The sequence below is a fragment of the Methylomusa anaerophila genome (assembly GCF_003966895.1).
GTDB classification, from domain to species: domain Bacteria; phylum Bacillota; class Negativicutes; order Sporomusales; family Sporomusaceae; genus Methylomusa; species Methylomusa anaerophila.
On sequence record NZ_AP018449.1, the window covers coordinates 1,907,335 to 1,932,002 of the forward strand.

Consider the following 24,668-nt stretch of genomic DNA (forward strand, 5'->3'; position numbering starts at 1 on the left):
GCGTGTATTTACGGTAATTTAGACGGTATAATCAGGGATTGATATGATGACGGGAGGGAAGTATGGATTATATCAAAGAAGCCGAGAAACGCCTTTGGCATTACCGTGATCTTGAAAAATCTATCGAACAAATGAACTGTGATATCGCCCGAATAGTTAGCCGGTCATCACCATCAGAATTAAATGCTGTAGCGATGGATATAACCGGCATACGATCAGGTAAAACTGATGAGGCGTTTAATATCTTGCTGGAATTAAAAACATTGTCTGAATCCAAGAAAAAAACTGAAGAAGAAATTGACCAAATAGCTGAGATATTAAAAGATATCAGTAAAGAAAAAGACTGTAAATTATACGGCAAAGTTTTGTATTCTTGGTACGTGAAGCGAAAAGACCGGGACGAAATAGCTAAAGAGATTGGATATTCGGTTCGACAAGTTTACAATATTCGGGATGAGGCAATTAGAAAATTTGCGGTTAGGATATTAGGCATTGAAGCTTTAAGGGTTATTTAATAACAATGTTTATGTTAAGTATTGCAAAATCATTGCAGAGACAAAGCGTTTTTGCAATGGTAAAATAGTAGCATGAATAAATAGCTAGAGCCGCCTATCATTGATAAGCGGCTTTTGTATTGCCGCTACCGATGAGGTTGGCGGCTTTTGTTTTGCAAAAGAAAGACCGGCTAACTGCCGGTCACTTAAAATAAGGGCCTTGACATGATGGGCACTGTAAATCATCAACGAGGATAGACGCTTTAATTACTGCTGTTTGATGGGCAGTCATTCTAAATCACCTCTTAACTTTTTAATAAACTCCTTAACCTCTTGAAATTTATCTGGATATTTCCGGCGCAATTCAAGGTATTCAACGAGATCCGCTTTTTCTTCATCGGTCATACGGATTGATTTATTGGGCAACTGGCCTGTTGGCTTACGACCTTGCCCTCGTCCTGGTCCGCCTCTTGGCATGTTATCGCCTCCAGCGATTGTATATAGTTAGAGTAAAGGATAAAAATATTATCACATCGGTAATTGTCTGCAATGTTCCGCCATATGGCCACTGTCTAACGAATAGCCATACAATAACAATAATCCAAAACCAGTAGTCAGAATTAAGCCATTTCATATTTTGCTGGATTAGTGATATAATAAGTATAAGGGGTTGGGGAGGTTTCCCTCCCCTGGTGGGCTCATCCTTTGCGCTTACGCTTTGCGGGCTGTTGGCGCTTTGGGTGAGTTTTCTGTTTTTCGAGTATTTCTAAGATTAGTTTTAGTATTTCGAGTATCAGTTTTAGTGCTCCGAGTATTGCTAGAATTACGACCCCTTGCTTATCATCCACCCATCCAATCCCTCCCTTCCTTTGATCTAAGTAAATTATACCATATTATTTTGATTATTGCAATACATAAATCAAAAATATTTTTAAAAACTTTTTCAAGCCGTCCGAATAGGGCGGTTTTTCTATGCTTTAAATGAGGTGATACACATGGCCAGCATCGTATACTGCAACAATATCCTATGCCGGTTCAATGATAACACCCAACAGACCTGCAGTCTTGATCGCGTTCACTATGTGGACAGGCGTTGCATGTCGTTCAGTAAGCGAAGGGGTGAGAGCTGTGCTGAATTAATGCAGATACAACGACCGAACTGTCACCGGTCAGGCGGCGGCTACAAGTCGGATAGGGTGAGGACGGCCAGGTGATCACGGGTCCTTCCAGGAATCTAGCTGGCTTACGAGTCGTACGAGCCCCGACTTTTGCCTCTGTGAAATTTGATTTTTGGGGTTGAAACTTTGGCAAGGAAAAAAAATATAGATAGTCCACCACAAAAAGATACACAAATAACAACGTCAGATAAATCCTGGGTTTACAGCACTTCTGAAACATGCCAGTTTTTTGGTGTAAGCGCCGAAACGCTTTCAAATTGGGAAAAGCGCGGTGCTCCTAAAGAAGGATATGGCAAATGGGATATTAAGAAGCTTGTGGAGTGGAAGTACGGGGCGAGTGCTGGAGATAAGAGCCCTGAGGCTCGCAAGCTTGCCGCTGATGCCGACTACCGCGAAGCAAAGGCTGCTCAGGAGGCTATTAAGTTGGCTGTGGCCGAAGGAAGATATATCTCGGCGGGGCAGGTTACTGCTGATTTGAAAAGATTATTTACTGTTTTAAAGCGGTCGCTTATGGCTATTGGTCATGATATAGCGACTGAATTAAACACATTAGATTCAGATATTGCTTTGGTGGCTAAAAAGGTGGTCGATGATGCGGTGTACAACGCACTCTCACAACTTGCACAAAAAGGCGAGTATATCCAAAGAAAGAAATAGCTGGCCGACATATATCCAGGATGCTTTAGATACCTTTAGGCCTCCTGAAAAACTGACGGTTTCAGAATGGACAAATAAGTTCCGGATTCTTGATGAAAAATCCAGTGCATCACCGGGACAATGGAAAACCGAAAGGACTCCATACTTGCGAAGGATTATGGACGAATTCTGTAATCCTGAGATTGAGAATATTACTTTCGTTGCCGGCAGTCAGTTAGGTAAAACTGAAGCTGAATATAATATGCTCTGCTACGCTATCGACCAAGATCCTGGTCCTGTTTTGGTGGTTTATCCAACGGACAAGCTTGCAGAGTTTGCCAGTGAAAACCGACTACAGCCAATGTTTAAGCTGTCACCGGCTATTATGGACAAATTCGATGAACGAGCAAGCGATAAACTTGAGCTTCAGTTTATAAACAATTATGTAGCTTTAGTTGGCGCCAATTCTCCATCTGATTTAGCAACAAGGCCAGTACGATATATATTTTTTGATGAAATTGATAAATATCCAAAATGGGCCGGTAGAGAAGCAAATCCACTGTCTTTAGCAGAAGAGCGTCAAAAGACGTTTTATAATAAAAAGACTGTTAAAGTTTCTACTCCTACAATCAAACTCGGTAATATCTGGCGATCATATGAAAAAGCGGATTTAAGATTGAAATATGAAGTTCCTTGTCCCCACTGCGGTCATAAACAATTATTTGTTTTTAAACAAATCAAATGGCCTGAAGGGATGAGTGATCCTCAGCTTGTTCGATTCGCTGCGTGGTATGAATGTGAACACTGCTACCAAAGAATTGATGACCGTCATAAAATGGAGATGCTCCGCAGCGGCGACTGGAAAGAGCAGAATGTTCCGGTTGGCCGTGTTAAATCTATAGCATTTCATCTAAATTCAATTTATTCACCCTGGTTGACATTCGGGGATGTAGCGGCAAAATTCTTATCGACCAAAGAGAATCCTGAAGATCTTATGAATTTTATTAACTCCTGGCTCGCAGAACCTTGGGAAGATAAGGCCAGCAGAATGCGCTCCGACGTTGTATTGGAAAAACAACTGGATTATGAACAAGGTCGGGTCTATGATCAGGCCCAACTACTGACACTTGGCGTAGACGTTCAGTTAAACCATTTCTGGTGGGGTGTGCGAGCTTGGGGGCCAAGGTTAACATCCTGGTTGGTTGACTATGGCCGGGTTGAAACATGGATCGAAATTGAAAATATTATTTACAGACCTTATCCATCTACATTGGGTGAGGTCTTTCATATTAATCTGGCTTGCATTGACTCTGGATATAACACGGATGAAGTATACCAGTTCTGCGCAATGCATCAGGATGTATGTTTGCCGACCAAGGGGTCTTCAAAAGCTATGCGGTCGAGATATAGCGTTTCGAAACTTGATAAATTCTTTGGATTGCTGCTGTATATCTTTGACCCCAATCAGTTAAAAGATTTTATTGCCGGCAGGCTGAGCGTTCCGGCCGGCGAACCGGGTTCCTGGAATGGGTATCAAGGCTGTGACCGGCGCTATGCCGACATGATTTGTTCCGAGCAGAAAGTCGAACAGAAAGATAAAAAAGGCCGAGTCACATATGAATGGCAGCCGATCAGTAGCCACGCACAAAATCACATGCTTGACGTGGAAGTAAACTGCACGCTGGCAGCTGAGATTGCTGGGGTCAGGTATTTGGTTGAGCCGGAGCCGGTTATTGCGGTACCTGAGTGCGAGGGTAGGAAAAGTAATTGGCTTAGGAGGTGATGAATTACATGGAGACACTTGTACAGCAGCTTGAAAGAGTGCAGACTGCAATTGCCGCCATCGAATCTGGTGCCCAGGAATACGGCATTGGTAGTAGAAAAGTTACCAAGGGTGATTTAAAAACGCTTTATGAGCGTGAGGCAAGCTTAAAACAGCAGTTAGCATATGAGACTGTCGGTACAACTAGGGCTTACGCCAGATGGCCCACACGGTAGGAGGTAACGAGGTAACTATGAATTTTATCGATAAAGTCATATCCTTAGTATCACCGCGTTGGGCTTATGCGCGGGAAGCCTATCGCCAGGCTACTGAAGTTTTACGTAACTATGACGCAGCTCGTATGGACAGGCTGGGCAACGGCTGGGCGGCAGCTGGTGGTACCGCTGAACAAATTGACCGGCCGTATCGAGAACGATTACTTCGTCGGGCGAGGGATTTGGAACGCAATAATGATATTGCCAAAAGCGTTATTTTGTCATTTGAGCGTAATGTTGTCGGCAGAGGATTCAATCTACAGGCACGGGTCAAAAAGAAAAACGATGACGATGACGAAAAGAGCAACAAAGCTATCGAAAAATCCTGGAAAAAATGGTGCCATCATGAAAATTGCGACGTTACCGGTCAGTCATCATTCAATGAAATATTAAAGATGCTCATTCGCCGGCGTATTGTAGACGGTGAAATTTTTATTGTTAAAACCTATGATAATACTGCTAAAATACCTTTCAGAATTCAGCTTATTGAGCCGGACCAGCTTGATACTTCTCGGCAGTATGGCGAAAGCGGTAATCTTGTGAAATCCGGTGTGGAGGTCAATAAAGTAAATAAACCGGTAGCGTATTGGCTTTATGAAACGTTGCCTGATGGATATTTTGCTGTAAATTCAATCCGGGTCCCGGCGGAACGGGTAATTCATCTTTTCAGTAAGCATCGTCCAACGCAGGTCCGTGGTATTTCGGAGTTAGCCAGTTCTATGGATTCGATTCGCGACTCTGGCGAATATCTGGAAGCAGAACGGGTCAAAGCAAGAATTGCTGCGTGCTTTTCCATGTTTGTAAAAGTGGCGCCAGGAAGCACAAATCCGTATGCCAAAATACAAAGAATGCCGGTTGAAGGACAAAAAAGCCCTAAACGGGTGGATACCATTGAACCAGGCATGATTGAGTATCTGCAGCCTGGTGAGGAAATTGAGGTTGCAAACCCAGGCAATATCCCCACAAATACAAAAGATTTCGTGGAGCAACAGCAACGTTTAGTCGGTGCCGGCCAAGGTCTTAGTTATGAAATGATCAGCCGTGATGTATCAAAAGTAACATATTCTTCGGCCCGACAAGGATTACTTGAAGATCGGAAAACTTTTGAGCCAATTCAAGATTATTTGATTGAGCATGCCTGCATTGGAATTTTTACGGAATTCCTGATTAGTGCAGTGCTGGCTGGAGAGGTTGAAATCAAGGACTTCTGGCAAGACAAAGACCGGTATTTGGAACATGTTTGGATTCCGTCAGGATGGACATGGATTGATCCACTGAAAGATGTGAAGGCCAGCGGTGAGGAAGTCGATTCGAATTTTGCTACCTTGGAAGAAAAATGCGCTGAACAAGGCAAGGACTGGAAGGAGGTTATTAATCAAAGAGCCCGAGAAAAGAAATACATACAAGAAAAAGGAGTAGGAAGTGATAACAATGTCAATGAGGGCGGAGGAAATAAAAAAACGCCGGCAGCAGGAGCAGGGGGTTAAGCAATATCGATATCTTAAACTGATTGAAATGCGAGCCGTTGACGGTGAAGAAGGCGTTTACGAATTTAGCTTTTCCAGCGAAACGCCAGTGCAGCGCTGGTGGGGAACCGAAGTACTTGGCCACGATCCGGGCGAACCAAAATTGGAGCGGCTGAAAACAGTAGGCTCTTTTTTATTTGCTCATGGCCGCGATCCTAATCACGGTTTGGTTCCGTTAGGGCCGATTGTGGATGCTTGGCAGGATGAACAAGCTCGAACCTGCCGCGTCAAAGTACAGTTTGACGGCGATGGACAAGCCCAGATAATCAAGGGGAAAGTGGATAATAAGTCTTTACGCGGTATTTCTATGGGGTACATAATCAATTCGTATACTGTCGTAGAACCGGGAAAAACGGTACGCGGATTTACTGGTCCTTGCGAAATTGCCATTGACTGGGAGCCACTTGAAGTCAGCTTGGAGCCGGTAGCCGCTGATCCGAATGTCGGGATTGGGCGCTCAGTTGAACCGGATGAAACAGATATCGCCGGGATTGTGACGGATATTTTGAAAAATGATGAAAGTATTCGTTCTCTGTTTAAGTCGGCGCCAATCACCGTACAGGTTGAAGCAGTTTCTGCACAACCGCAAGCCCAAAATAAACAAGAAGAAAGAAGGAGTGAAGAATCTATGCCTGAAACCAATACTCAGACCGACACCACTACGCAAACATCGGAAGAAGTCAGAGCACAGGAGACGCAGAGAACTCTGGAGATTACAGAGCTTTGCCGAAATTTTCCTCAGTTGGAATTAGATACAACGGAGTTTATACGTTCTGGTGCCACAGTTGCAGAAGTGAACAAAGAAATTGTTCACCGGTTGGCCAAACAAAGAACCCCGATTGGAACCCCTGCGATAGAAGTTGGCCAGGAGGATGTCGATAAGTTCCGTGCAGCTGCATCGGATGCGATGTCTTTCCGCGCAGGTCTGAGTGTAGAAAAACCCGCTGCCGGCTTTGAAGAACTTCGTGGCATGACCATGATTGACTTGGCTCGTGAGTGTTATCAGCGTACACACGGAAAAGCCTTTCGGGGGTATGACCGGAAAGGGTTAGTGCGTGCGGTTATTTCCTCATCTGATTTCCCCAATGTCTTGTCCAATGTCGCTAATAAATCGCTGATGACTGCATATCAAACCGCGCCCACAACTTACCAGCAATGGACCAAACGCGGCAATCTAAATGACTATAAGCCAGCTTTGCGGGTACAGGTCAGCGAGGCGCCACTGCTGCGTAAAGTCGGGAAGGGCGGCGAATACAAATACGTGGCTATGTCCGATGCCGGTGAATACATTCAACTGGAAAAATACGGGGAGTTGTTTAGCTTAACCCGGGAAGATATCATCAATGACGATTTGCAGGCCTTGACGGATATCCCGACCAAGTTCGGCTCTGCTGCCCGTATTACGATCAACTATTCCGTATACTCAATTCTTAGTGGCAATCCCAAAATGGCAGACGGCAATCAATTGTTTAGTGCTACTCATGCCAATATTGAAGCAGTGGAAAAGGCGGCCCCGAGTAAAGACACATTTAAGGCTGCGTTCACATCCATGGCGAAACAAAAGGGCTTACAAAAGAAAGATGCTGTACCGCTAAACATTACGCCCGCATTTTGGATTGGTCCTGTAGCACTGAAATTTGACGCACTGCAATTAGTGAGATCAACGGTGGACGTTGGCGCCAACAATGCCGCAGTTAACGTATTTCAGGATCTATTAACCGTAGTTGCAGATGCGCAACTGGATGCCGTCGACCCTGATGCCTATTACTTTGCCACATCCCCTGGTTTCATTGACACGATAGAAGTCGCATTCCTCAACGGAGTTGATACTCCGTATATTGAAACGCAGCCCGGTTTTGAGGTTGATGGTATTACCTATAAGGTGCGGTCAGAATTCGGTGTTAAGGCGCTTGATTACCGTGGTCTATACAAAAACCCCGGTAAATAATTACAGGGTTAAATATTAAAAATTTGGAGGTATGGCCGAATGGCTAGACAAGGCGTATTTCAACAAAGTGGTGACATTATTGATTATTTAAATAGTGGTGAAAGTGTGATTACTGCCGGTCAGGTGGTGCCGCTGACTTCACGGATTGGTTTTGCGGTGGACGACATTGCGCCCGGCGCTATTGGTGGCGTTGTGGTGAAAGGTGTATTTAATAATGTACCAGCCGATAATTCAGTTGCTTTCAACGTAGGTGACCCGCTATATTGGGATGCTACTGCAGGTGAGGTTACCAAAACATCCACGAATAATACACCTGCTGGCTGGAGTGTTGCTGCAAAAGCTCAAGCCGACACAATTGTTGTGGTGCAAATTGAAGATCCGCTTCCCGTCGGAACAGTGACTCAGCAACCTGCCCAAGACGATAGCACTGCCGCCACGATTGCTGATTTGAAAACAGATTTTAATGCATTGCTAGCAAAACTGCGTAGTGCCGGGATAATCGGGTGATTTAAATGAGCCTTAAAGATGTAATGGCCGCAGACATTGTGGCCGTTTTCCTAGACCACGACGAATTTGCCGATTACCACGACATCAACGGACAGCAGGTGCTCTGCGTTGTGGATACTGATACGAATAAAACTCGTAGTGGTCAGGAATCTGAGCACTATGACGGTATCTTTCTATCAGTCAAAAAGGTATTCGTCAGAGCATCAGATCTTCCCAAACGCCCTTTATGTGGCAAACGGTTGCGATTCGACAATGAACCATATACCGTCATTGAATGTGTTGAATCTGGTGGCATGTATGAAATTACGATAGGACTGAATGATTCATGATTGAATTGACAGACGATCAATTGAAACGGGCTGAGCAGTTACTGAAACATCTACCAGGTGCACTGCCAAAAGCTGTGGCGAATGCGATTAACCGGGCATCCGAGAGCGCCCGAGCGGAAGCGGTACGAAAAGCAAGCGAAGAATACGTGATTCGGCCTGGTAGAGTGCGGGAAACCATCGATATTGCCAAAGCTTCGCCGGCCATTTTGTTTGCCCGGGTGAGGTCCAAAGGCCGGCCAAGGGCGCTTACGTATTTCCAAACCACGCCAAAGCAAGTGCCTAAAAAACGACCCAGAGGTCAATTAGTTGCGCAAGTCAAACGTAGCGAAGGAGGAGGATCAATTAAAAGCGCCTTTTTAGCTCGGATGAAATCTGGCCATTTGGGTGTGTTTAACCGAACTAATAATTTAACCAGTACTGGAAAAGTTGAACTTGTTCAGCGCTATGGCCCTTCAGTACCTCAGATGTTGGAAAACCCAACAATACAGCAGTTTGTAGAGCAAAAAGCCATGGAAACGCTTGAAAAACGTTTTGACCACGAACTAGACCGCCTATTGAAAGGATGATTTGATTGACCCCATTAATCCTGATGGATGAACTTTGCGGATTCCTCCGTGAAACCGTGAAAGACTTCCGTCTGTCAGCAAAAAAATATGAAACTGCTCCGGTAGTTTATGACGGATATCTCCCGCTGGAAGATGAGCCAGAGCAGGTTTGTCCGTATGTAATAGCTCGAATCACCAAAGTTAGCGATGCTGACAAAGGTTCCACAACCAAGATCGCAATATTAATTGGTACCCGTGCCGAGGATGACGGCTTTTGGCGCGACTGCGTTAATGTCGCTGAACGAATCCGGCAGGCACTGCTTGTCAACCGAGTTTTGGCCAAACGTTTTCGGCTGCAGTTACCGCTGGAAATCATATTTCCTGAAGGGCAAATGCCGTATCCGGAGGCTGTCTGTGCTTTGGAAACTATTTGGACAATCCCGCAACCACAACCAAGATTGGAGGAAAACGTCTATGGAGAAAACATCCCCGGATGGAAATAAGCCGGAACAATTGATTTATATCGGCCCTAACATACCGGGTGGTGCCTTGCATCGATATCAGGTATATAAGGGCGGTATTCCAGAACACCTGACCAATACAATAGAGAAATGTCCTGCAATTCGGGGTCTGTTTGTGCCGGTTGAGCAATTTGCCACCGCAGAACAGGCCCTTTCGTCTGTCGGTTCAGCGGAACACACGCTGTTTCAGGCAATTGTGGATTACTTGAAGAAAGGGGGGTAAATAACCTTGGCATATAAACATGGGGTATACGGCTCAGAGGTACCTACGTCGCTAGTACCGACTGTGAAAACGTTAGCAGGTTTGCCGGTAGTATTCGGAACCGCACCGGTACACTTGGCCACGGATCCGGCACCAGTAAATAAACCAGTGCTTTGTTATACTTACGCTGAAGCAGTAGCGGCATTTGGATACTCTGCGGACTGGGAGAAATACACACTTTGCGAATTCATCTATTCGCACTTTGCGCTGTTTAACGTGGCGCCGGTGGTACTGGTTAACGTACTTGATCCTGCAGTTCACAAAACGGATGTTACTGGCCAGACTGTGACATTGACAGCTGGTGTTGGCACAATTAGTGATGATGATGGTGTGTTACTCAGCGCTTTGCAGGTCAAGTTAACGGCGGAAGCCCCCAGTCCTTTGGTTAAGAACACAGACTATACTGCTGCTTTCAATAGTGACGGAAAAGTAGTTATTTCCAGGCTTGCAACCGGTACCATCCCGGCAAATCAAGCCAGTTTGGTAGTAGCATTTACAAAATTGAACCTGGCAGCAGTTACATCTACCGACATTATTGGTGGCGTGGACGTAACTACCGGAAACTATGAAGGTTTAGAACTGATTAACCGCGTTTTCCCGATGTTCCGACTGGTACCTGGTCAGATACTGGCTCCAGGCTGGGCGGATGATCCGGCAGTGGCTGCCGTCATGACGGCGAAGTCGTCGAATATCAATGGACATTTTAAATGTATTGCCATTACCGACGTGCCGACTGACACGGTAAAGAAATATACCGATGTTGCCGCATGGAAAGAGCAGTCAAACTACGTGAGTGAAAGGCAAATTGTATGCTGGCCACTGGTAAAGCTTGGCGAAGATGTATTCCACCTGAGTACGCAAGCTGCCGGCATCATATGTAAAACTGACGCGGCAAATGATGACGTTCCTTATGTCAGTCCATCAAACAAAACATTGCAGGCTGACGGCGCCATAATTGCTGATGGTACCGAAATCAATCTCGGGCCTGAACAGGCAGCATACATGAACGGCCAGGGGATTGTTACAGCCATGAATTTTATTGGGGGCTGGAAGCTTTGGGGGAACCGGACGGGGTGTTATCCCAGCATTACCGATCCCAAGGATGCATTTATTCCGATCCGGCGCATGTTCGATTGGATTAGTAACACCCTGATTCTGACGTTCTGGCAAAAAGTCGACGCGCCAATCAATAAACGCTTGGTTGATACCATTATTGATAGTGCTAATATCTGGCTGTCTGGCTTAGCAGCCCGACAGAGGATATTAGGCGGCAGGGTGGCTTTCCTGGAAGAGGAAAACCCTACAACCGACCTAATGGACGGAATTCTCCGTTTCCATGTCTATGTAACGCCTCCGGGACCGGCTCGGGAAATTGACTTCATTGTCGAGTATGACCCGGCATATCTCGAAACATTATTTACATAATGGAGGTGAACGCATATGAATGAAGTACCGGAGAAGCTGATAAACTTCCGCGTGTACCAAGACGGAAATGATCTGCTTGGAGTGGCTGACGCGGAATTGCCCAGCCTCGAATATATGTCGGAGACCGTCAAAGGTGCGGGCGTAGCCGGTGAAGTTGAGTCACCGACAATTGGCCACTTTGGAAAAATGTCCCTGAAATTATCCTGGCGGACAGTCACGAAACCACTGGTGTTCTTGGCAAAACCAATCACTCACGCACTGGATCTGCGCGGCGCCATTCAGAACTATGATGCCAGCAGTGGTGAGTACAAAGTAAAGCCCCTGCGCGTTGCGGTCCGGGCCACTCCTAAAAAATCTGAGCTGGGGAAGATGGAAATGGGTGGTACTGGCGATGGTTCCAATGAGTTCGAAGTCATCTATATCAAAATTGATCTTGATGGCGAAACCATTGCTGAAATTGACAAATACAATTATATCTGCATCATCGACGGTACGGATTATCTCGCAGAAGTCCGTAAAGCATTAGGATTATAGGAGGACGTAAGACATGAAAATAACATTTAACAAGCCAGTGGTGCTCAACGGCAATGAAGTGAAAGAACTTATTATCGGTGACGTTTCAACTCTCACCGGTCGCGACATATTAAGTGCCGAAAAAGAAACTCGTGCTTTAGGCGAGAATTCCCCAATATTGCATCTGACGAATACCTTTGCAGCTGTCATTGCTGCTAAGTTGGCCAAAGTACCGGCTGATGACATCATTGATTTGCCGGCCAACGAGTTTTTGACCGTGGTGTTAAACATGCAGAATGAACTGTTGGGAAAGGGGTTATAGCCCAGGGCATGGATACGGGGCAGGCTTTACGTAGGGCCTGCCTAAGTCTTGCCCAGGCTACCTTTACGTCAGTAGAATTTTGGCTCGGTTTAACAATAGATGAATTAACGGCGTGGATGGAAGACGCCAAATCGCTGGCCCAAAAGAGGTGATATCGTGGCAGGAAGAATTTTTGAAATGGCTTTTAATCTGACGGCCAGAATCGGCGGTTTTATGTCAGGCATGGGGAATGCTACCGCCGTTTTAAACGGTTTGAGTCAGCGAATCGGAATGACCAATCAGGCTTTGCGAAATTTGGATCGCTTACATCGGCAAGGTCGCATTTCAGCAGAACAGCACTCCCGCGCGACCGAAGAACTTCGTCGTCGTTTAGATCAGCTACGACAATCACAGGACCGGCTTCGTAATGCGCAGGCAGCGGTACGAGCAAATGCCAATCGGCGCAATCAATACCGGGGCGAAGTTTTGGAAAACGTAGGCTTGGCAGCGACGCTTGCGGCGCCGATTCGGTCAGCTATGCGGTTTGAAGATCAGATGGCAGATGTACGAAAAGTCATTGACTTCGACACGCCTGAGCAGTTTAAAGCGATGGGCCAGGATATTATGAATATGTCGAAACGCCTGCCCGTGGCGACCGACGGCATTGCCCAAATTGTGGCCGCCGCCGGCCAAGCGGGGATTGCGCGGCAGGATCTGGCGATGTTTGCTGAAGACGCCTCCAAAATGTCGGTGGCTTTTGACACCACGGCCGAGGATGCCGGACAAAGTATGGCTGTCTGGCGCACGACCTTTAAACTTTCTCAGGACGGGGTGCGGGACCTGGCCGACCAAATCAATTACCTGAGCAATATTTCCCCGACCAGTGCCAAAGGGATCTCCAACATTGTGACCCGCATCGGTTCCCTGGGCGGCTTGTCCGGCTTGACGGCCGGCCAGGTAGCGGCGTTAGGTTCGGCCATGCCCGGCCTGCAGGATGAAGTGGCGGCCACCTCCCTGAAAAAGATGTTTACCGTTATGACATCCGGTTTTGCCGCCACCAAAACTCAACGGGAGATGATGGGTGCGCTGGGTTTTGACACCGAGCAGCTTGCCGTCCGCATGCAGCAGGATGCCACCGGCGCCATTATGGATTTTATGGGAGCGCTGAAAAAACTACCGCCTGCAGACCAAATGTCATATATATCGGAGATATTTGGCGAAGAAGGCAAGGCCGGGATTGGTATATTACTTCAGAACCTGGATATTGTTTCAAAGAACTTTAAAGCAGTCGGCGATGCATCAACTTACGCCGGCAGTATGCAGAAGGAATTTGATTCTCGGGCTAGTACAACTTCGAACCAACTGCAGTTGCTGTCAAACAATATGACTATAGTCGGTATTACGGCAGGCAATGCTTTACTGCCGCATATTAGTGCTTTGTCGGAAAAATTCATCGGTATAGCTGAGTGGGTGAATAATTTGGCTACTCAGTACCCCGGGCTTACTGAAGCTTTTGTTGTGGGTACCGCGGCGGTGATTGGGTTAAAGATTGCGACATTTGCACTGGGTTATGGATTTTCTGCACTTTCTGCCCCTTTTGTGGCGGCGAACGCAGCTTTGACCATAATGACGAATTCTCAGGAACGGGCGGCATTAATGGCGAGATTAAACGCCAGCACAACCGGTTTGCAAACTGCCGCTCAATGGCTCTTTAATACGGCATTGTATGGTTGTCCAATTATCTGGATAATCGCCGGTATTGTTGCACTGGTTGCAGCTGGATATCTGCTATATAAAAACTGGGATACCATAAAAGCCAAGGCCATTGAGGTATGGGGTGCGGTTACAGAATGGTTTGGTAATGTTTATGAGGCGGCAGCCAGTTTTATTTCGAATTTACCGGCTACAATCGCTTATGGAATAGGATACGCTATCGGGTTTATAGCCACACTGCCGGAACGAATGGCATTCTATTTTCAATATGCTTGGATATTGGTAACGATGTGGGCGGCAAATATTGTGTCTGACGTGATAAGCTTTTTTGGTAGCTTGCCGGAAAACGCTTCTAACTCTTTATCGAATTTTTTGCAGGCAATTGATAAATGGGGGTCAGACGCATATAACTCGGTGGTTAATTGGTTTAATAGAATACCCGATGCAATTTCTTCGGCGATAGGCAGGGTAAGTAACTGGCTAAGTAATTTAGGAAGCGGAATTTCGGGAAGTTTTTCGGCTGGAGTCGCAGCAGGTAGCGGCGGCGGAGTGCAAATTGCCTCCAATGCCGCAGGCGGTATATATGAACGTGGTGCGTTTTTAACGACTTTTGCAGAAACAAATCCGGAAGCAGCCATACCTCTGGACGGCAGTCCCAAAGCATTAAGTCTCTGGGCGCAGGCAGGGGAAATCCTCGGGGTGCGACCAGGTGGTGGCTCTGGAGTACAGATCGAATATAAATCCGGTGATATCATCATCTATGGCAATCCAGAACCCGGACAGGTGCAACGTGAAGTCGAAAATGGCCACCGGTCATTTCTTGACTATCTGCATAATGAAGCGAGGTTGAGTTTCAGCGATGGCTAAAACCTACACAACTCAGCAGGGGGATACATGGGACATTATCGCTTTGCGACAGATGGGCAGCGAAAAATATATGAGCGTTTTGATTGAAGCTAACCAGTCGCATAATGCAACTGTAATTTTTTCTGCCGGAGCAACCCTAACAATTCCGGAAACCGATATCCCGACAGTACAAACGTTGCCGCCATGGAAGAGGTGATTCGATGCCACAAGCCAGACGGTCGCGGGTGGCTATTGTATATGAAAACAAAGATATTACTCGTGATATCGCGCCGTATTTGAAATCCTTCGAGTATACCGACAATGCGGAGGATAAATCGGATGAGATTCAAATTACTTTGGAGGACCGTGATTTACTTTGGTGTGGCGACTGGTATCCACAGAAAGGTGCAAAGATATCTGCCGAAATCGTAGTTTCAGAGGATGGAATCGAGCAGAAACTTCCCTGCGGCACCTTTGAAATCGATGAAATTGAATCCTCTGGTCCGCCTAACACGGTGACCATCAAAGCGGTTTCAGTGCTCTTTTCATCTGGTATCCGGCACGACAAGCTAAACCGTCCTTGGGAAAACGTTACGCTGTCATACATAGCTCAGGACATAGCAAAAAAAGCTGGTCTGGAGCTATTTTTTGATAGTGAAGATGATCCGAATTTCGATAGAGTTGACCAGGTTAATCAAGGTGATCTGGCATTTTTGCAGTCGCTATGTCAGCGAACCGGTCACAGTTTGAAAGTGACCGGTGAAAAGATCGTGATTTTTGATCAGGAAAAATACGAGAAACAGTCGGCAGTTCTAACTTTAAAGAAAGGCCAGGATAATATCAAGTCTTATAAGTTCGGGAGTAAAAATCTTTCGACATATAAGTCTGCGACCGTGGAATATCATGACGCTAAGACAGGGAAAACCCATAAGGGGACATTCACACCAACAAATTACGAGTAGGTGGTAGCGTGGCCAAACTGACAAATTATACTACGGATGGGCCGGAACTAGTAATTAACGAACGCGTTTCCAGCGATGCCGAAGCCGAGAAAGTAGCTAAGAAGCGACTCCGGCAAAAAAACAAGGACGAAGATACAGCTAGTCTGACACTAGGACCTGGCGATGTGCGCCTGATTGGTGGCGTCAATGTGATGGTGGAATGCTGGCAAGTTCATGATGGCAAATATTCAGTGGTAAAAGCAAAACATAACGTGTCTAATAGCGGATACGGTACCGAAATTGAAATCCGTAAATGCCTGGAGGGGTACTGATGGCGGGAATTGAGGAATTTGTTCGGGTTGGTGAAGTCGTTTCGGTGAATGACAATCATACGGTCCGGGTGAAATTCGCAGATCGTGGCGAAATGGTATCGTTTGACTTGCCGGTGTTAGTTCCCAGTACGATAGACCCTCAGGACTATGATTTACCGGTTGAAACAACACCTGTTGTTTGTATTTTTTTGCCCAATGGTCAACAGCAGGGGTTTATTCTTGGCGCATATTATACTGAGATAAATCCGGCACCGATTAAGAACAAAAAAAAGCATTTGCGCAAATATACTGACGGTACTTCAATTGAGTATGATATGAGTAGTCACACCTTGACTGCAGTGGTCAAAGGTCCGGTCAATATTACGACCACCGAAAAAATAACAATCAATGGCAATTTGCAGGTCAACGGCAATATAAATGCTTCCGGCTCAATCATTGACGCTGGCGGTAACACGAATCATCACGGCCACTAGGAGGATTTATGGAAATAGAAATCAGCGCGTTGACGGTGCCGACAGAAATAGACTTTGCCCCGACTACTGAACTCCAGGAAATCATCCAAAACGTCCGGACTATCCTGACAACACCAATCTACTCCGTGCCGCTCGATCGGAACTTTGGTGTCAACGCTGAAATGCTGGATCTTCCAATACCCGTAGCACAGGCTCGGCTGTCTGCGGAAATCGTGACAGCAATTCAAAAATATGAGCCCCGCGTCGAAGTTACAGAAGTGAGCTTCACCGGTGACGGCATGGATGGGGTACTGCAACCTACCGTGAAACTCCGGATTAGGGAGTGATGTAATTGAGTATCGGAACATTTGGACCGATAACATTTGAAGTATCGACAACGAAAACCCGCACATTTGACGACTTTAAACGAAAAACACAGTCGAAATTTGAGCAGCATGACATCGTCGGGCTCAAGCCCAAAATAGAGTTTGTCTCCCCTGGCCTGGATGAAATTTCATTTCAGGTCATTTTTTCTGCGTTCCATGGGCTAAATCCTAAAAAAGAAGCTAATCAACTCCGAGAAATCGTTCAGAAAGGCGAATATAACTCCCTGGTTGTCGGGGGGCAGGTGCTGGGTAATTTTGTTGTCGATAATATTAGCGAGGCATGGAAGTATGTTGATAATCAAGGAAATGTCCTGCATATTGCCGTTGATGTGAGTCTGAAAGAGTATATAACGGCAACGGCTAGTGGTACTCAAACGACTATTACTGCGGCAGCTGAAACAGTGAATATCACGAAAGTAACTGATTCTATACAACCAGCGGCTGCTGCGGTAGGTCTATCTACCGCTAATATACAAGCATTGGCGAAAGTCGCTCAGGCGGCTACTAAGAACCCGGTCACGGCGGCAACTGGTGCAAAGCAGGTTTTAAGTATGATTCAGTCTATTAAAAACAGCAATACCTCCGGGGTGTTGAATTCGTATAAGATTCTTGGAATAAATGTAACGGATCTAGTTAAAAAAACTCAAACTGATCCGTCAGGAACGCTCGTTGATATACTAACTAAAGTCGCTGATAGTAGCGGAGCAAACAAAACAACTGCTACAAAAGACATATTTGGAGCTTCAGCAGCTGGATCTGTGATACAGATTGCCAGTAAAGTTGCCGATCTGAAAATGTTGTATAAGGCGGTGAGCACATGATAGCGGATCTACCGTCTATTAGTTTTACAGATACGGATGCCGGGAATATTGAAGCATCGATCATAACAATGTACGAATCCATATCCGGCCGGACACTCGCCCAGGGTGATCCGGTCAGATTATTTTTGCAGTCTGTGGCTGCGATTATTATTCAGCAGCGGATTTTGATCGACTATTCTGCTAAGATGAATCTGTTGGCATATTCAGAGGATGACTATCTGGACCATATCGGTATCTTGGTAGGTGTTACGCGCCTGGTAGCCTCTGCGGCTACTACCACGCTGCGATTCACTCTTTCGGCAGTACAACCGCAGGCGGTAACCATTCCGGCCGGGATCCGGGCGACTACACCCAACGGGGTTGTATTTCAGGTCACGATGGCCACAGATATTCCGGCCGGTAGTCTCTATGCCGATGCGCCGGCAGAATGTATGGTCACCGGGACCAGTGGTAACGGTTATGTGTCCGGACAAGTGAACCAATTCGTTGACCCACTGCCATGGATACAGTCAGTTGTAAATACAACGGAAACGGCTGGCGGCAGTGATATTGAATCAGATGATAGTTTTCGAAGCCGCATACAGCAGGCGCCGGAATCGTTTTCGGTGGCAGGTCCTGATGGGGCCTATATTTTTTGGGCGAAAACGGCATCTGGTTTGATTGTAGATGTTTCCGTGCGCAGTCCGGCCCCGGGAGAGGTTGAAATACGGCCCCTATTGGTAGGCGGCGAATTGCCGGGGCCGGAGATTATTGAAGCTGTATACGATATTTGTAGTGATAAAAAAATACGGCCATTAACCGATAAATTGACCGTTTTAGAGCCGGAAGTTATTAGCTATGACATAAGCCTTACCTATTACATAAACCGTGATAACGCCACAACGAGCCTTGCTATCCAGTCTGCTGTCAATCAGGCTGTGATCGACTATGTAACATGGCAGAAATCAAAATTGGGTCGCGTGATCAATCCGACAGAATTAATATACCGGATGCGCTCTGCGGGGGGGTCCCGTGTGGAAGTAGCGGCTCCGGTCTATGCGCTGATTGAAACCTATCAGGTGGCGATTGCCGGCAGTGTGTTGGTGAACTTTGGAGGTCTTGTCGATGGCGACTAATATTGCACAAATCCGACTTCTAGATTTAGTACCTCCGAGCATTCGAAACAATTCGACCGTGCAGGCGGCAGCACAGGCGTTGGACAGGGAATTACAAGCCGTCACGGCAGCCATACCATTAACAGTTTTATTTGCCCGGATTGACGTGTTGCCGGAAGAGGTCCTAGACGTGTTGGCTTGGCAGCTACACGTTGATTTTTATGAGCCTGTTGGTTTCTCTATTGAGAAAAAGCGTGCATTAATCAAACAGTCTATTGCCTGGCATCGGCACAAAGGGACGCCATGGGCGGTAGAGCAGGTGGTGTCGGCTGCGTTTGCAAATGCTGAAGTGGTAGAGTGGTTCGACTATGACGGCGATCCGTACCGATTCAAGATCCGGACAATCGATAGTCTGACGGACGATGCAGCCTATTCAGGCTTGGTCCGGGCTATCAATACTGTGAAAAATACCCGTTCCTGGCTGGACGGCATACAGATTAAGCGTGAAATATCTATTGGGGGAGAAGGTCAAAAGAGTCTATACTTCGGCTTCCTCTCAGGTCAGGGCGGAAAGAAAACAATTGGTCTGCCATTGCCAAGACAAGCCAACATCAGCCGAAATATCGGCATAGCCAGCCGTAAAGGCGGTCAAATACAGATCAATATATCCCGTCCCAGCATTGCACCGACGACACTGTTCGCCGGTGTTTTTATGCGCCGGGGCGGAACCATTACGATAGGGAGGAGATCAAGTGGCACAGTATAACGGAATGAGCCTGACGGCCGTTGGGTTGCAGTTGGAAACCAAAGCACAGACCGGGGTACCTATACATTTTACGCGGGTGGCCCTGGGTGATGGGCAACTGCAGTCAGGGCAGTTGCTTTCAGCGTTGACCAACCTCATCAGTCCCAAATTGAATTTGCCGATCATCGTAAATGATGTGACTGGTACGGGAACGGCCAGAATGCAAGTCGTGCTGAAAAATGAAGGACTTGCAACTGGTTTTTTCGCCCGCGAGATTGGCGTCTATGCGACCGATCCGGACGCGGGTGAAATATTATATGCGGTCGCAAACGCAGGAAACAATGCCGATTACATTCCTGCTGGTGGCGGCGCAGATTTAGTCGAACTGATTTTTGAAGTCTATACCGTTGTCGGACAGGCTGCAAATGTAACAGCGGACATAAACACGTCTTTGCTTTACGCAACGGTAACTCAGATGATGAATCATGAAAACAGCACTAACCCTCACCCGGAATTTTTGAAACTTGGCGCAACTGTAACCGACTGCAGCAGTGTTATCGTCCAGCAGTCAGACCCAAAAACAATATACCCTATGCCCTTTGACACGCTCAAGCAAAAAGTCCTCGGCGGCGACGGCAGCGATATGCAAATCCTTGCTGGTCGCGTCGACCAGATAGAACGGGAGCAGGCAAATCAGGCGCTGGCAACGGAAGCGCAGCAAATATTTCCCGACTACAACGCTATGATCGTAGAAGATTTCGCGAACCCGGACAAGGTGGATACGTTTGAATGCGAAGTAACCAGCATTGCGGCTGGCGACGATAGTATAGACGTGACGGTTCTGGCAGGGATTGTACCGGGAGCTTCTTATACGATCACAGATGGCGTCTACCAGGAAGTCATGCAGATCAAATCCATTGTCAAAAATGGCAGCACGCTCCGGGTCATCATGACTGAGCCGGTCAACAATACCTACTTGACCGGCAGCACCCATATGTACCGTACCACGGCGCAGATTGTCTCCGATGCTAGCCAGGCCGAAGGCGCGGGGGATCAAAAATCAATTATTTGGCAACCTACTGTTGTCTGGCAAGGTCTAGCAGCAAACAATACTACTACTTTATCGCTTAATACTACACAATCAAATTCAGCAGCTTTTATAATTAGCGGAGATATTGGATTTACTGCTGGTGAGTCTGTGACACTGATATAAGGGAGGAACATTAGATGGCTTTTAAAATTAATGATATAGGCGGCTATGGTTCCGGGACTCTTGGTGATGTGACAAACCCGTCAACGCAAGTTAATAGTTATGCTAATATTACCGCTATCAGCGGAAACACAATTACTATCGGTACAATCAGTGCTGGGGCGGCTACATTTGTCGTAGGTCGGGACGTTTTGTTGCACGTTTCAGCAAAGACAACGGGAACAGACACTACTTGTCTAGGAAACTGGATAGAGGCCACGATAACAGCTATTTCTGGCAGTACGGTTACGCTTAGCAAGGATGTCTCAGAATTAATTCCTGCTGCAGTAATGGCAGATTACGGAGTGCAGATTGTGACTATTGCAGATTACGGAACACTGACTCTAAGCAGTTCGTATGCTGCTACTCTTGCATATTCTGCTACGAATAAATATGGCGGAATTTGTGCGATTAAATGTAAAACAGCATTGGTATTTAGTGGTGGCGCGATTAATTTAGTAGATAAAGGCATCCCGGTGGCCAACACGGCACTGCGTCCACTTACCGTCCAAGAATCCAATCAATCCCAAACGGGTTGGGAAAATCATATCACGGTACGCACAGCCCTCATGAATGCGGGTGATGGCGTAGCTTTTGTATTCGCGAAAACGACGACTATTACAGGTACAGATAGTCGCATCGGCGGAACGGTAGCTGGAACAGCATGTTATCCGTATGGGATTGGGGATAACAGCAATGAAGAAGTTGTGGGGGGAAGTACAATTTTCTGGGTATCTGAAACCATTAACGGATTTACACCAACGATTATTTCTAAGAGAAAAGCTAGTGGACAAGGATTAGGACGTTGTTACATTGCTACAGAAACAGCATTGCCCAATGATGAAGGGTTATATGCTCAAGATTGCTTATCGAATCCCACTAGGCTTGGACCCCTAAATATTAAAAATTTCGGTTCAGGTACTTTGGGGGACGTAACAAATCCTACCGGGCAAATCAACAGCTACGCAAATATTACATCTGTTAATGGCAAGATCATTACAATTGGCGTGCAAAGTAGTGGAATATATGAAAAATTTGATGTAGGAACGGAAGTCATGTTTCATATATCCCGGAACACTGGTTCGGATTATGCCAACTTCGGGAAATTTATGCTGGCTAAAATATTAGCTGTATCTGGAGGGCTACTGACATTGGACACAACGGTTGCCACGTCTGATATTCCCGCGAACTACAAGTGCCAATTAGTTACCGTAGCCCAATTTAATACATTGACAATAAACAATAACTATACATCTACACCCGCATATGACGACTCCAAAGGCTATGGCGGAATTTGCGCTATTAAGTGTAAGGGTAAATTTGATTTATCCAACGGTATTATAAACCTTGTAGGAAAAGGCATACCGCCAACCGTAACACGAACTGCCTTACCGACACAATGCAGCGGACAGCAAAAAGATTATCTTCCCTTGTCGCAGGGAAATGGTTCAGCACTGATCGTTGCAAAATCGCTTACAGGAAATGCCGCGAGTCGAATAGGTGCAACTTATAGTGGCAGTTTATATGGAGGGATTTGTGCTCTTGGAGACGGAGCAAGTACTACTATAAGTGGAATAACCTACTCATCTCCAGCCCAAGAAAGCTATTCTGTAAATGGTTATGGGCCTAAAAATGGAAGCAGAAATAATCATTTAACATGGCCTGCTGGAGGATCTATCGGTCTTTCAGGGGGAACAACTCATTCAGCATATTCCATAACTGGTTATGGGGGAGCTTCTATCTTTTGTGTTGCAGATTCAATAGATTTTTTCCAATCTATGTTTAGTACTGGCGGAAAAGGAGGAAATGGGAATTATCCGGCTCCTGCTGGCGGCGGTGCTGGTTATGGCGGCGGCGGCGGTAATTGGTCCGGTGTTAGTGGTTATGGCGGATGTGGCGGATGCGGGCTAGGTGGCGAAAGCAACTACGGAGGCATGGGTGGTGGGCCAGGAACTTGCTTTATTTATGTGAATAACGTCACAACGGCGTAAGGAGGGGGAATATGTTATCAACTAATACTATCCGCTATGGCACCGACAACTTTGTATTTGATAAAATTGGTCTCATTACGTCGGCAATACCGATTGATTGCGCCGCCTTAACAGGTATCGACGGTTTTGTAGTTGCAAGCTATATTCCTGCGAATTGCAACGCAGGAATTATATTTAAAATCGGAAATTCATGGCAGAAACTAACCGTTAGCAATGGAACCGGAACGTTAGTAAATGTAACCACGCAAATGATCACAGCCGATTCTGTATTGGCGGAAGGAAACATAATTGCCGATTTAGCAGCAATCACAAACATCCCTGGGTTTGTAGGCAAACAAATCTACATTGCCATTGCTCTTACAGCCCCTTCGGACAGTACAGACATGCCAAGCCTGCAACTGAGTATTAAGGGACATAGCACATCAAGCCAAAACACAACAACCGTTACATCACCGCCTATAGCGCTGGCAAGTACAGATGTTGAACTAATTGACCTCCAAGCTCAAACAGCAGTGACTGACGGCGCAACGGCAGCAGTTTCAGTATTGTTACGGCAATCAGGCACTTGGTCAGCTCCTATGACTTTAACACAGGCACGTAGAAAAAAAGCTTCAGAAATTCAATTCCAGGCGACATTCAACGTGGCGACAATCGGTACTGGTTCTGCACGGGTGGCAAAAGCCACTGCTATATACCGGTCAAACGATGCCACGGTGTCCGGCAAAACGGCGGAAATTATCTCCGTGACCGAAGACTTTATCAACGAAATGCGATACGGCAGGCTTATGGTTAAGCACCAACGACTGCGCGACGCTGGAATAGCGGCGTATATCAGTATGCGTGACGTGCCCAAAACGCGAGACCGAATTGCTATCGGCGTAGGCTCGAACGGCCAGCGGTTGACCTTGACTCTTGGGGTCAAGGATGCCGAGGGAAATATTGTTCCGGATTCAGGCGTCAATCATTCGACAATTAGAGTCTGGTATGGCTCAAAACAAGTATTTGACTTCGATTACAACACCCAAATTGCGGATACCGGCGTCGTACAGCTCAGCCAAATTTCCGTGACGCCGGATGATGGCGTGACCGTATTTGCTTCCTATAAATATGGCTGGCAGCCGGAGGTATGGGAGAAAATGACCGCAGGCGCGACTCAGAAATATGATGACACCATGGACAGCACTACATTCTCATATGTGTTGCCTTCGGCGTCTGAGGGAAAAGGTGTTTCTGACGTGAAGATTGTTCTGGACAAACCAGGCGGCCATGTCGCTGCAGAGGCGCTGGGGACAGCAACCGGCAAAACACAGATGCTTGTACTTGCTCATGCGGCCAAGACGGCCAGTATCGTGGTCTCGGCCAGTATAGGCATAGCCCAGTGGTCATACGATTACGATAGCCGGATTTTGACGGTAGTTGCGCCGAAAGACGCTACGCTGACTGTGGCGTATGACTGGGTGGCCGAAACACCGGTAGTACGCGGGTTCGTAGCCGCATGGTCAGAATAAAGAGGAGGTATTGAAATTGGGACAGAGGATGAATAGAGAATCAACGGCGGCAGAAAAGGAAGCCAAGTCGCAAAAGCAGGAACTTCTGGACACACAGGAACTGGCAGCCGATTTGTATGAGCAGAATCTAGCTTTGCAAAACCAACTGCTTGATACCCAGGAACTGCTGGCTCAGGTAATTGAAGGGGGTGTAGCCTAATGGCAACAGCGATTATCCCGGCTCTGGTCAGAGTTTACGCGAACTTGGTCGAGAACGGGCGTCGGACAATTGACCAGGTGCCGGAAGACTATAGGGAAGCCGTGCAAGAATATATGAAGCAAAGCTAAGGGGAGCCAATTGGCTCCCTATTCTTTTGGGGGTGAGGGGT

The 24,668-nt window shown here is 46.6% G+C and carries 30 protein-coding genes; 29 read left to right on the forward strand and 1 reads right to left on the reverse strand.

Annotation, left to right across the window (positions count from 1 at the left end; genetic code table 11):
- The first annotated feature begins 62 nt into the window (after positions 1–62).
- The gene (locus MAMMFC1_RS08405) at positions 63–515 is read left to right on the forward strand and encodes a hypothetical protein (protein ID WP_126308108.1); all 453 of its coding nucleotides are present in this window, start codon (positions 63–65) and stop codon (positions 513–515) included.
- Positions 516–782: 267 nt separating this feature from the next.
- Here MAMMFC1_RS08405 and MAMMFC1_RS08410 read toward each other — a convergent pair whose 3' ends face one another.
- Entirely contained in the window at positions 783–971 is a 189-nt protein-coding gene (locus MAMMFC1_RS08410; RefSeq protein WP_126308109.1) for a hypothetical protein, read from the reverse strand.
- An 827-nt stretch (positions 972–1,798) separates the two neighbouring features.
- On the opposite strand from MAMMFC1_RS08410, the gene MAMMFC1_RS08415 reads away from it, so the two are divergent.
- The 28 genes from MAMMFC1_RS08415 (at position 1,799) to MAMMFC1_RS22650 (ending at position 24,627) form a co-directional block, all read left to right on the forward strand.
- The gene (locus MAMMFC1_RS08415; RefSeq protein WP_126308110.1) at positions 1,799–2,329 is read left to right on the forward strand and encodes a hypothetical protein; all 531 of its coding nucleotides are present in this window, start codon (positions 1,799–1,801) and stop codon (positions 2,327–2,329) included.
- Positions 2,265–4,091: a phage terminase large subunit family protein gene (locus MAMMFC1_RS08420; RefSeq protein ID WP_232035742.1), complete on the forward strand. Its 1,827-nt coding sequence runs from the start codon at positions 2,265–2,267 to the stop codon at positions 4,089–4,091. The genes MAMMFC1_RS08415 and MAMMFC1_RS08420 overlap by 65 nt, the downstream gene beginning before the upstream one ends.
- An 8-nt stretch (positions 4,092–4,099) precedes the next feature.
- Positions 4,100–4,306 (forward strand): hypothetical protein, encoded by a 207-nt coding sequence (locus MAMMFC1_RS08425; protein WP_126308112.1) that lies wholly within the window; start codon positions 4,100–4,102, stop codon positions 4,304–4,306.
- A 17-nt stretch (positions 4,307–4,323) separates the two neighbouring features.
- Positions 4,324–5,832 (forward strand): phage portal protein, encoded by a 1,509-nt coding sequence (locus MAMMFC1_RS08430; RefSeq protein ID WP_158618701.1) that lies wholly within the window; start codon positions 4,324–4,326, stop codon positions 5,830–5,832.
- Positions 5,777–7,819, forward strand: coding sequence for a prohead protease/major capsid protein fusion protein (locus MAMMFC1_RS08435; protein ID WP_126308114.1), 2,043 nt, complete (start codon positions 5,777–5,779; stop codon positions 7,817–7,819). Before MAMMFC1_RS08430 ends, MAMMFC1_RS08435 begins: the two co-directional genes overlap by 56 nt.
- 39 nt (positions 7,820–7,858) lie before the next feature.
- Entirely contained in the window at positions 7,859–8,326 is a 468-nt protein-coding gene (locus MAMMFC1_RS21995) for a DUF2190 family protein (RefSeq protein WP_197723957.1), read from the forward strand.
- Positions 8,327–8,349: 23 nt separating this feature from the next.
- Positions 8,350–8,655: a hypothetical protein gene (locus tag MAMMFC1_RS08445; protein ID WP_158618702.1), complete on the forward strand. Its 306-nt coding sequence runs from the start codon at positions 8,350–8,352 to the stop codon at positions 8,653–8,655.
- Complete coding sequence (locus MAMMFC1_RS08450) at positions 8,652–9,221, forward strand: phage tail protein (RefSeq protein WP_126308116.1); 570 nt, start codon at positions 8,652–8,654, stop codon at positions 9,219–9,221. The genes MAMMFC1_RS08445 and MAMMFC1_RS08450 overlap by 4 nt, the downstream gene beginning before the upstream one ends.
- Positions 9,222–9,226: 5 nt before the next feature.
- Positions 9,227–9,703, forward strand: coding sequence for a hypothetical protein (locus MAMMFC1_RS08455; protein ID WP_126308117.1), 477 nt, complete (start codon positions 9,227–9,229; stop codon positions 9,701–9,703).
- Positions 9,675–9,944 (forward strand): hypothetical protein, encoded by a 270-nt coding sequence (locus tag MAMMFC1_RS08460; protein WP_126308118.1) that lies wholly within the window; start codon positions 9,675–9,677, stop codon positions 9,942–9,944. Before MAMMFC1_RS08455 ends, MAMMFC1_RS08460 begins: the two co-directional genes overlap by 29 nt.
- A 63-nt stretch (positions 9,945–10,007) precedes the next feature.
- Positions 10,008–11,408: a phage tail sheath family protein gene (locus tag MAMMFC1_RS08465; protein WP_232035743.1), complete on the forward strand. Its 1,401-nt coding sequence runs from the start codon at positions 10,008–10,010 to the stop codon at positions 11,406–11,408.
- Between the two features lie 15 nt (positions 11,409–11,423).
- Positions 11,424–11,942, forward strand: coding sequence for a phage major tail tube protein (locus tag MAMMFC1_RS08470; RefSeq protein WP_126308120.1), 519 nt, complete (start codon positions 11,424–11,426; stop codon positions 11,940–11,942).
- Between the two features lie 13 nt (positions 11,943–11,955).
- Positions 11,956–12,243, forward strand: a complete 288-nt coding sequence (locus MAMMFC1_RS08475; protein WP_126308121.1) for a phage tail assembly protein — start codon at positions 11,956–11,958, stop codon at positions 12,241–12,243.
- Between the two features lie 8 nt (positions 12,244–12,251).
- Entirely contained in the window at positions 12,252–12,395 is a 144-nt protein-coding gene (locus MAMMFC1_RS21450; protein ID WP_158618703.1) for a hypothetical protein, read from the forward strand.
- Between the two features lie 4 nt (positions 12,396–12,399).
- Complete coding sequence (locus MAMMFC1_RS08480) at positions 12,400–14,802, forward strand: phage tail tape measure protein (protein WP_126308122.1); 2,403 nt, start codon at positions 12,400–12,402, stop codon at positions 14,800–14,802.
- Positions 14,795–14,998 carry a tail protein X gene (locus MAMMFC1_RS08485; RefSeq protein ID WP_126308123.1) on the forward strand — a complete coding sequence of 68 codons (204 nt, stop codon included), beginning with the start codon at positions 14,795–14,797 and terminating at the stop codon, positions 14,996–14,998. The genes MAMMFC1_RS08480 and MAMMFC1_RS08485 overlap by 8 nt, the downstream gene beginning before the upstream one ends.
- A gap of 4 nt (positions 14,999–15,002) precedes the next feature.
- Positions 15,003–15,743 carry a phage late control D family protein gene (locus MAMMFC1_RS08490; RefSeq protein ID WP_126308124.1) on the forward strand — a complete coding sequence of 247 codons (741 nt, stop codon included), beginning with the start codon at positions 15,003–15,005 and terminating at the stop codon, positions 15,741–15,743.
- Positions 15,744–15,751: 8 nt separating this feature from the next.
- On the forward strand, positions 15,752–16,054 hold the full coding sequence (locus tag MAMMFC1_RS08495; protein WP_126308125.1) for an XkdQ/YqbQ family protein: 303 nt from the start codon (positions 15,752–15,754) through the stop codon (positions 16,052–16,054).
- Positions 16,054–16,527, forward strand: a complete 474-nt coding sequence (locus MAMMFC1_RS08500; RefSeq protein ID WP_158618704.1) for a phage baseplate assembly protein V — start codon at positions 16,054–16,056, stop codon at positions 16,525–16,527. Before MAMMFC1_RS08495 ends, MAMMFC1_RS08500 begins: the two co-directional genes overlap by 1 nt.
- Positions 16,528–16,535: 8 nt before the next feature.
- Positions 16,536–16,853, forward strand: a complete 318-nt coding sequence (locus tag MAMMFC1_RS08505) for a GPW/gp25 family protein (protein WP_126308127.1) — start codon at positions 16,536–16,538, stop codon at positions 16,851–16,853.
- 5 nt (positions 16,854–16,858) lie between these two features.
- Positions 16,859–17,713, forward strand: coding sequence for a phage tail protein (locus MAMMFC1_RS08510; protein WP_126308128.1), 855 nt, complete (start codon positions 16,859–16,861; stop codon positions 17,711–17,713).
- Positions 17,710–18,828, forward strand: coding sequence for a baseplate assembly protein (locus MAMMFC1_RS08515; protein ID WP_126308129.1), 1,119 nt, complete (start codon positions 17,710–17,712; stop codon positions 18,826–18,828). Before MAMMFC1_RS08510 ends, MAMMFC1_RS08515 begins: the two co-directional genes overlap by 4 nt.
- A 58-nt stretch (positions 18,829–18,886) precedes the next feature.
- Complete coding sequence (locus tag MAMMFC1_RS08520) at positions 18,887–19,573, forward strand: phage tail protein I (protein ID WP_158618705.1); 687 nt, start codon at positions 18,887–18,889, stop codon at positions 19,571–19,573.
- Positions 19,560–20,765, forward strand: a complete 1,206-nt coding sequence (locus tag MAMMFC1_RS08525) for a phage tail-collar fiber domain-containing protein (protein WP_126308131.1) — start codon at positions 19,560–19,562, stop codon at positions 20,763–20,765. Before MAMMFC1_RS08520 ends, MAMMFC1_RS08525 begins: the two co-directional genes overlap by 14 nt.
- Before the next feature lie 14 nt (positions 20,766–20,779).
- Positions 20,780–22,792 carry a hypothetical protein gene (locus MAMMFC1_RS08530; protein WP_126308132.1) on the forward strand — a complete coding sequence of 671 codons (2,013 nt, stop codon included), beginning with the start codon at positions 20,780–20,782 and terminating at the stop codon, positions 22,790–22,792.
- 11 nt (positions 22,793–22,803) lie between these two features.
- Positions 22,804–24,300, forward strand: coding sequence for a hypothetical protein (locus MAMMFC1_RS08535; RefSeq protein ID WP_126308133.1), 1,497 nt, complete (start codon positions 22,804–22,806; stop codon positions 24,298–24,300).
- 16 nt (positions 24,301–24,316) lie between these two features.
- Entirely contained in the window at positions 24,317–24,499 is a 183-nt protein-coding gene (locus MAMMFC1_RS08540; RefSeq protein WP_126308134.1) for a hypothetical protein, read from the forward strand.
- Positions 24,499–24,627, forward strand: a complete 129-nt coding sequence (locus MAMMFC1_RS22650; protein WP_269471872.1) for a CD1375 family protein — start codon at positions 24,499–24,501, stop codon at positions 24,625–24,627. Before MAMMFC1_RS08540 ends, MAMMFC1_RS22650 begins: the two co-directional genes overlap by 1 nt.
- Positions 24,628–24,668: the final 41 nt, after the last annotated feature.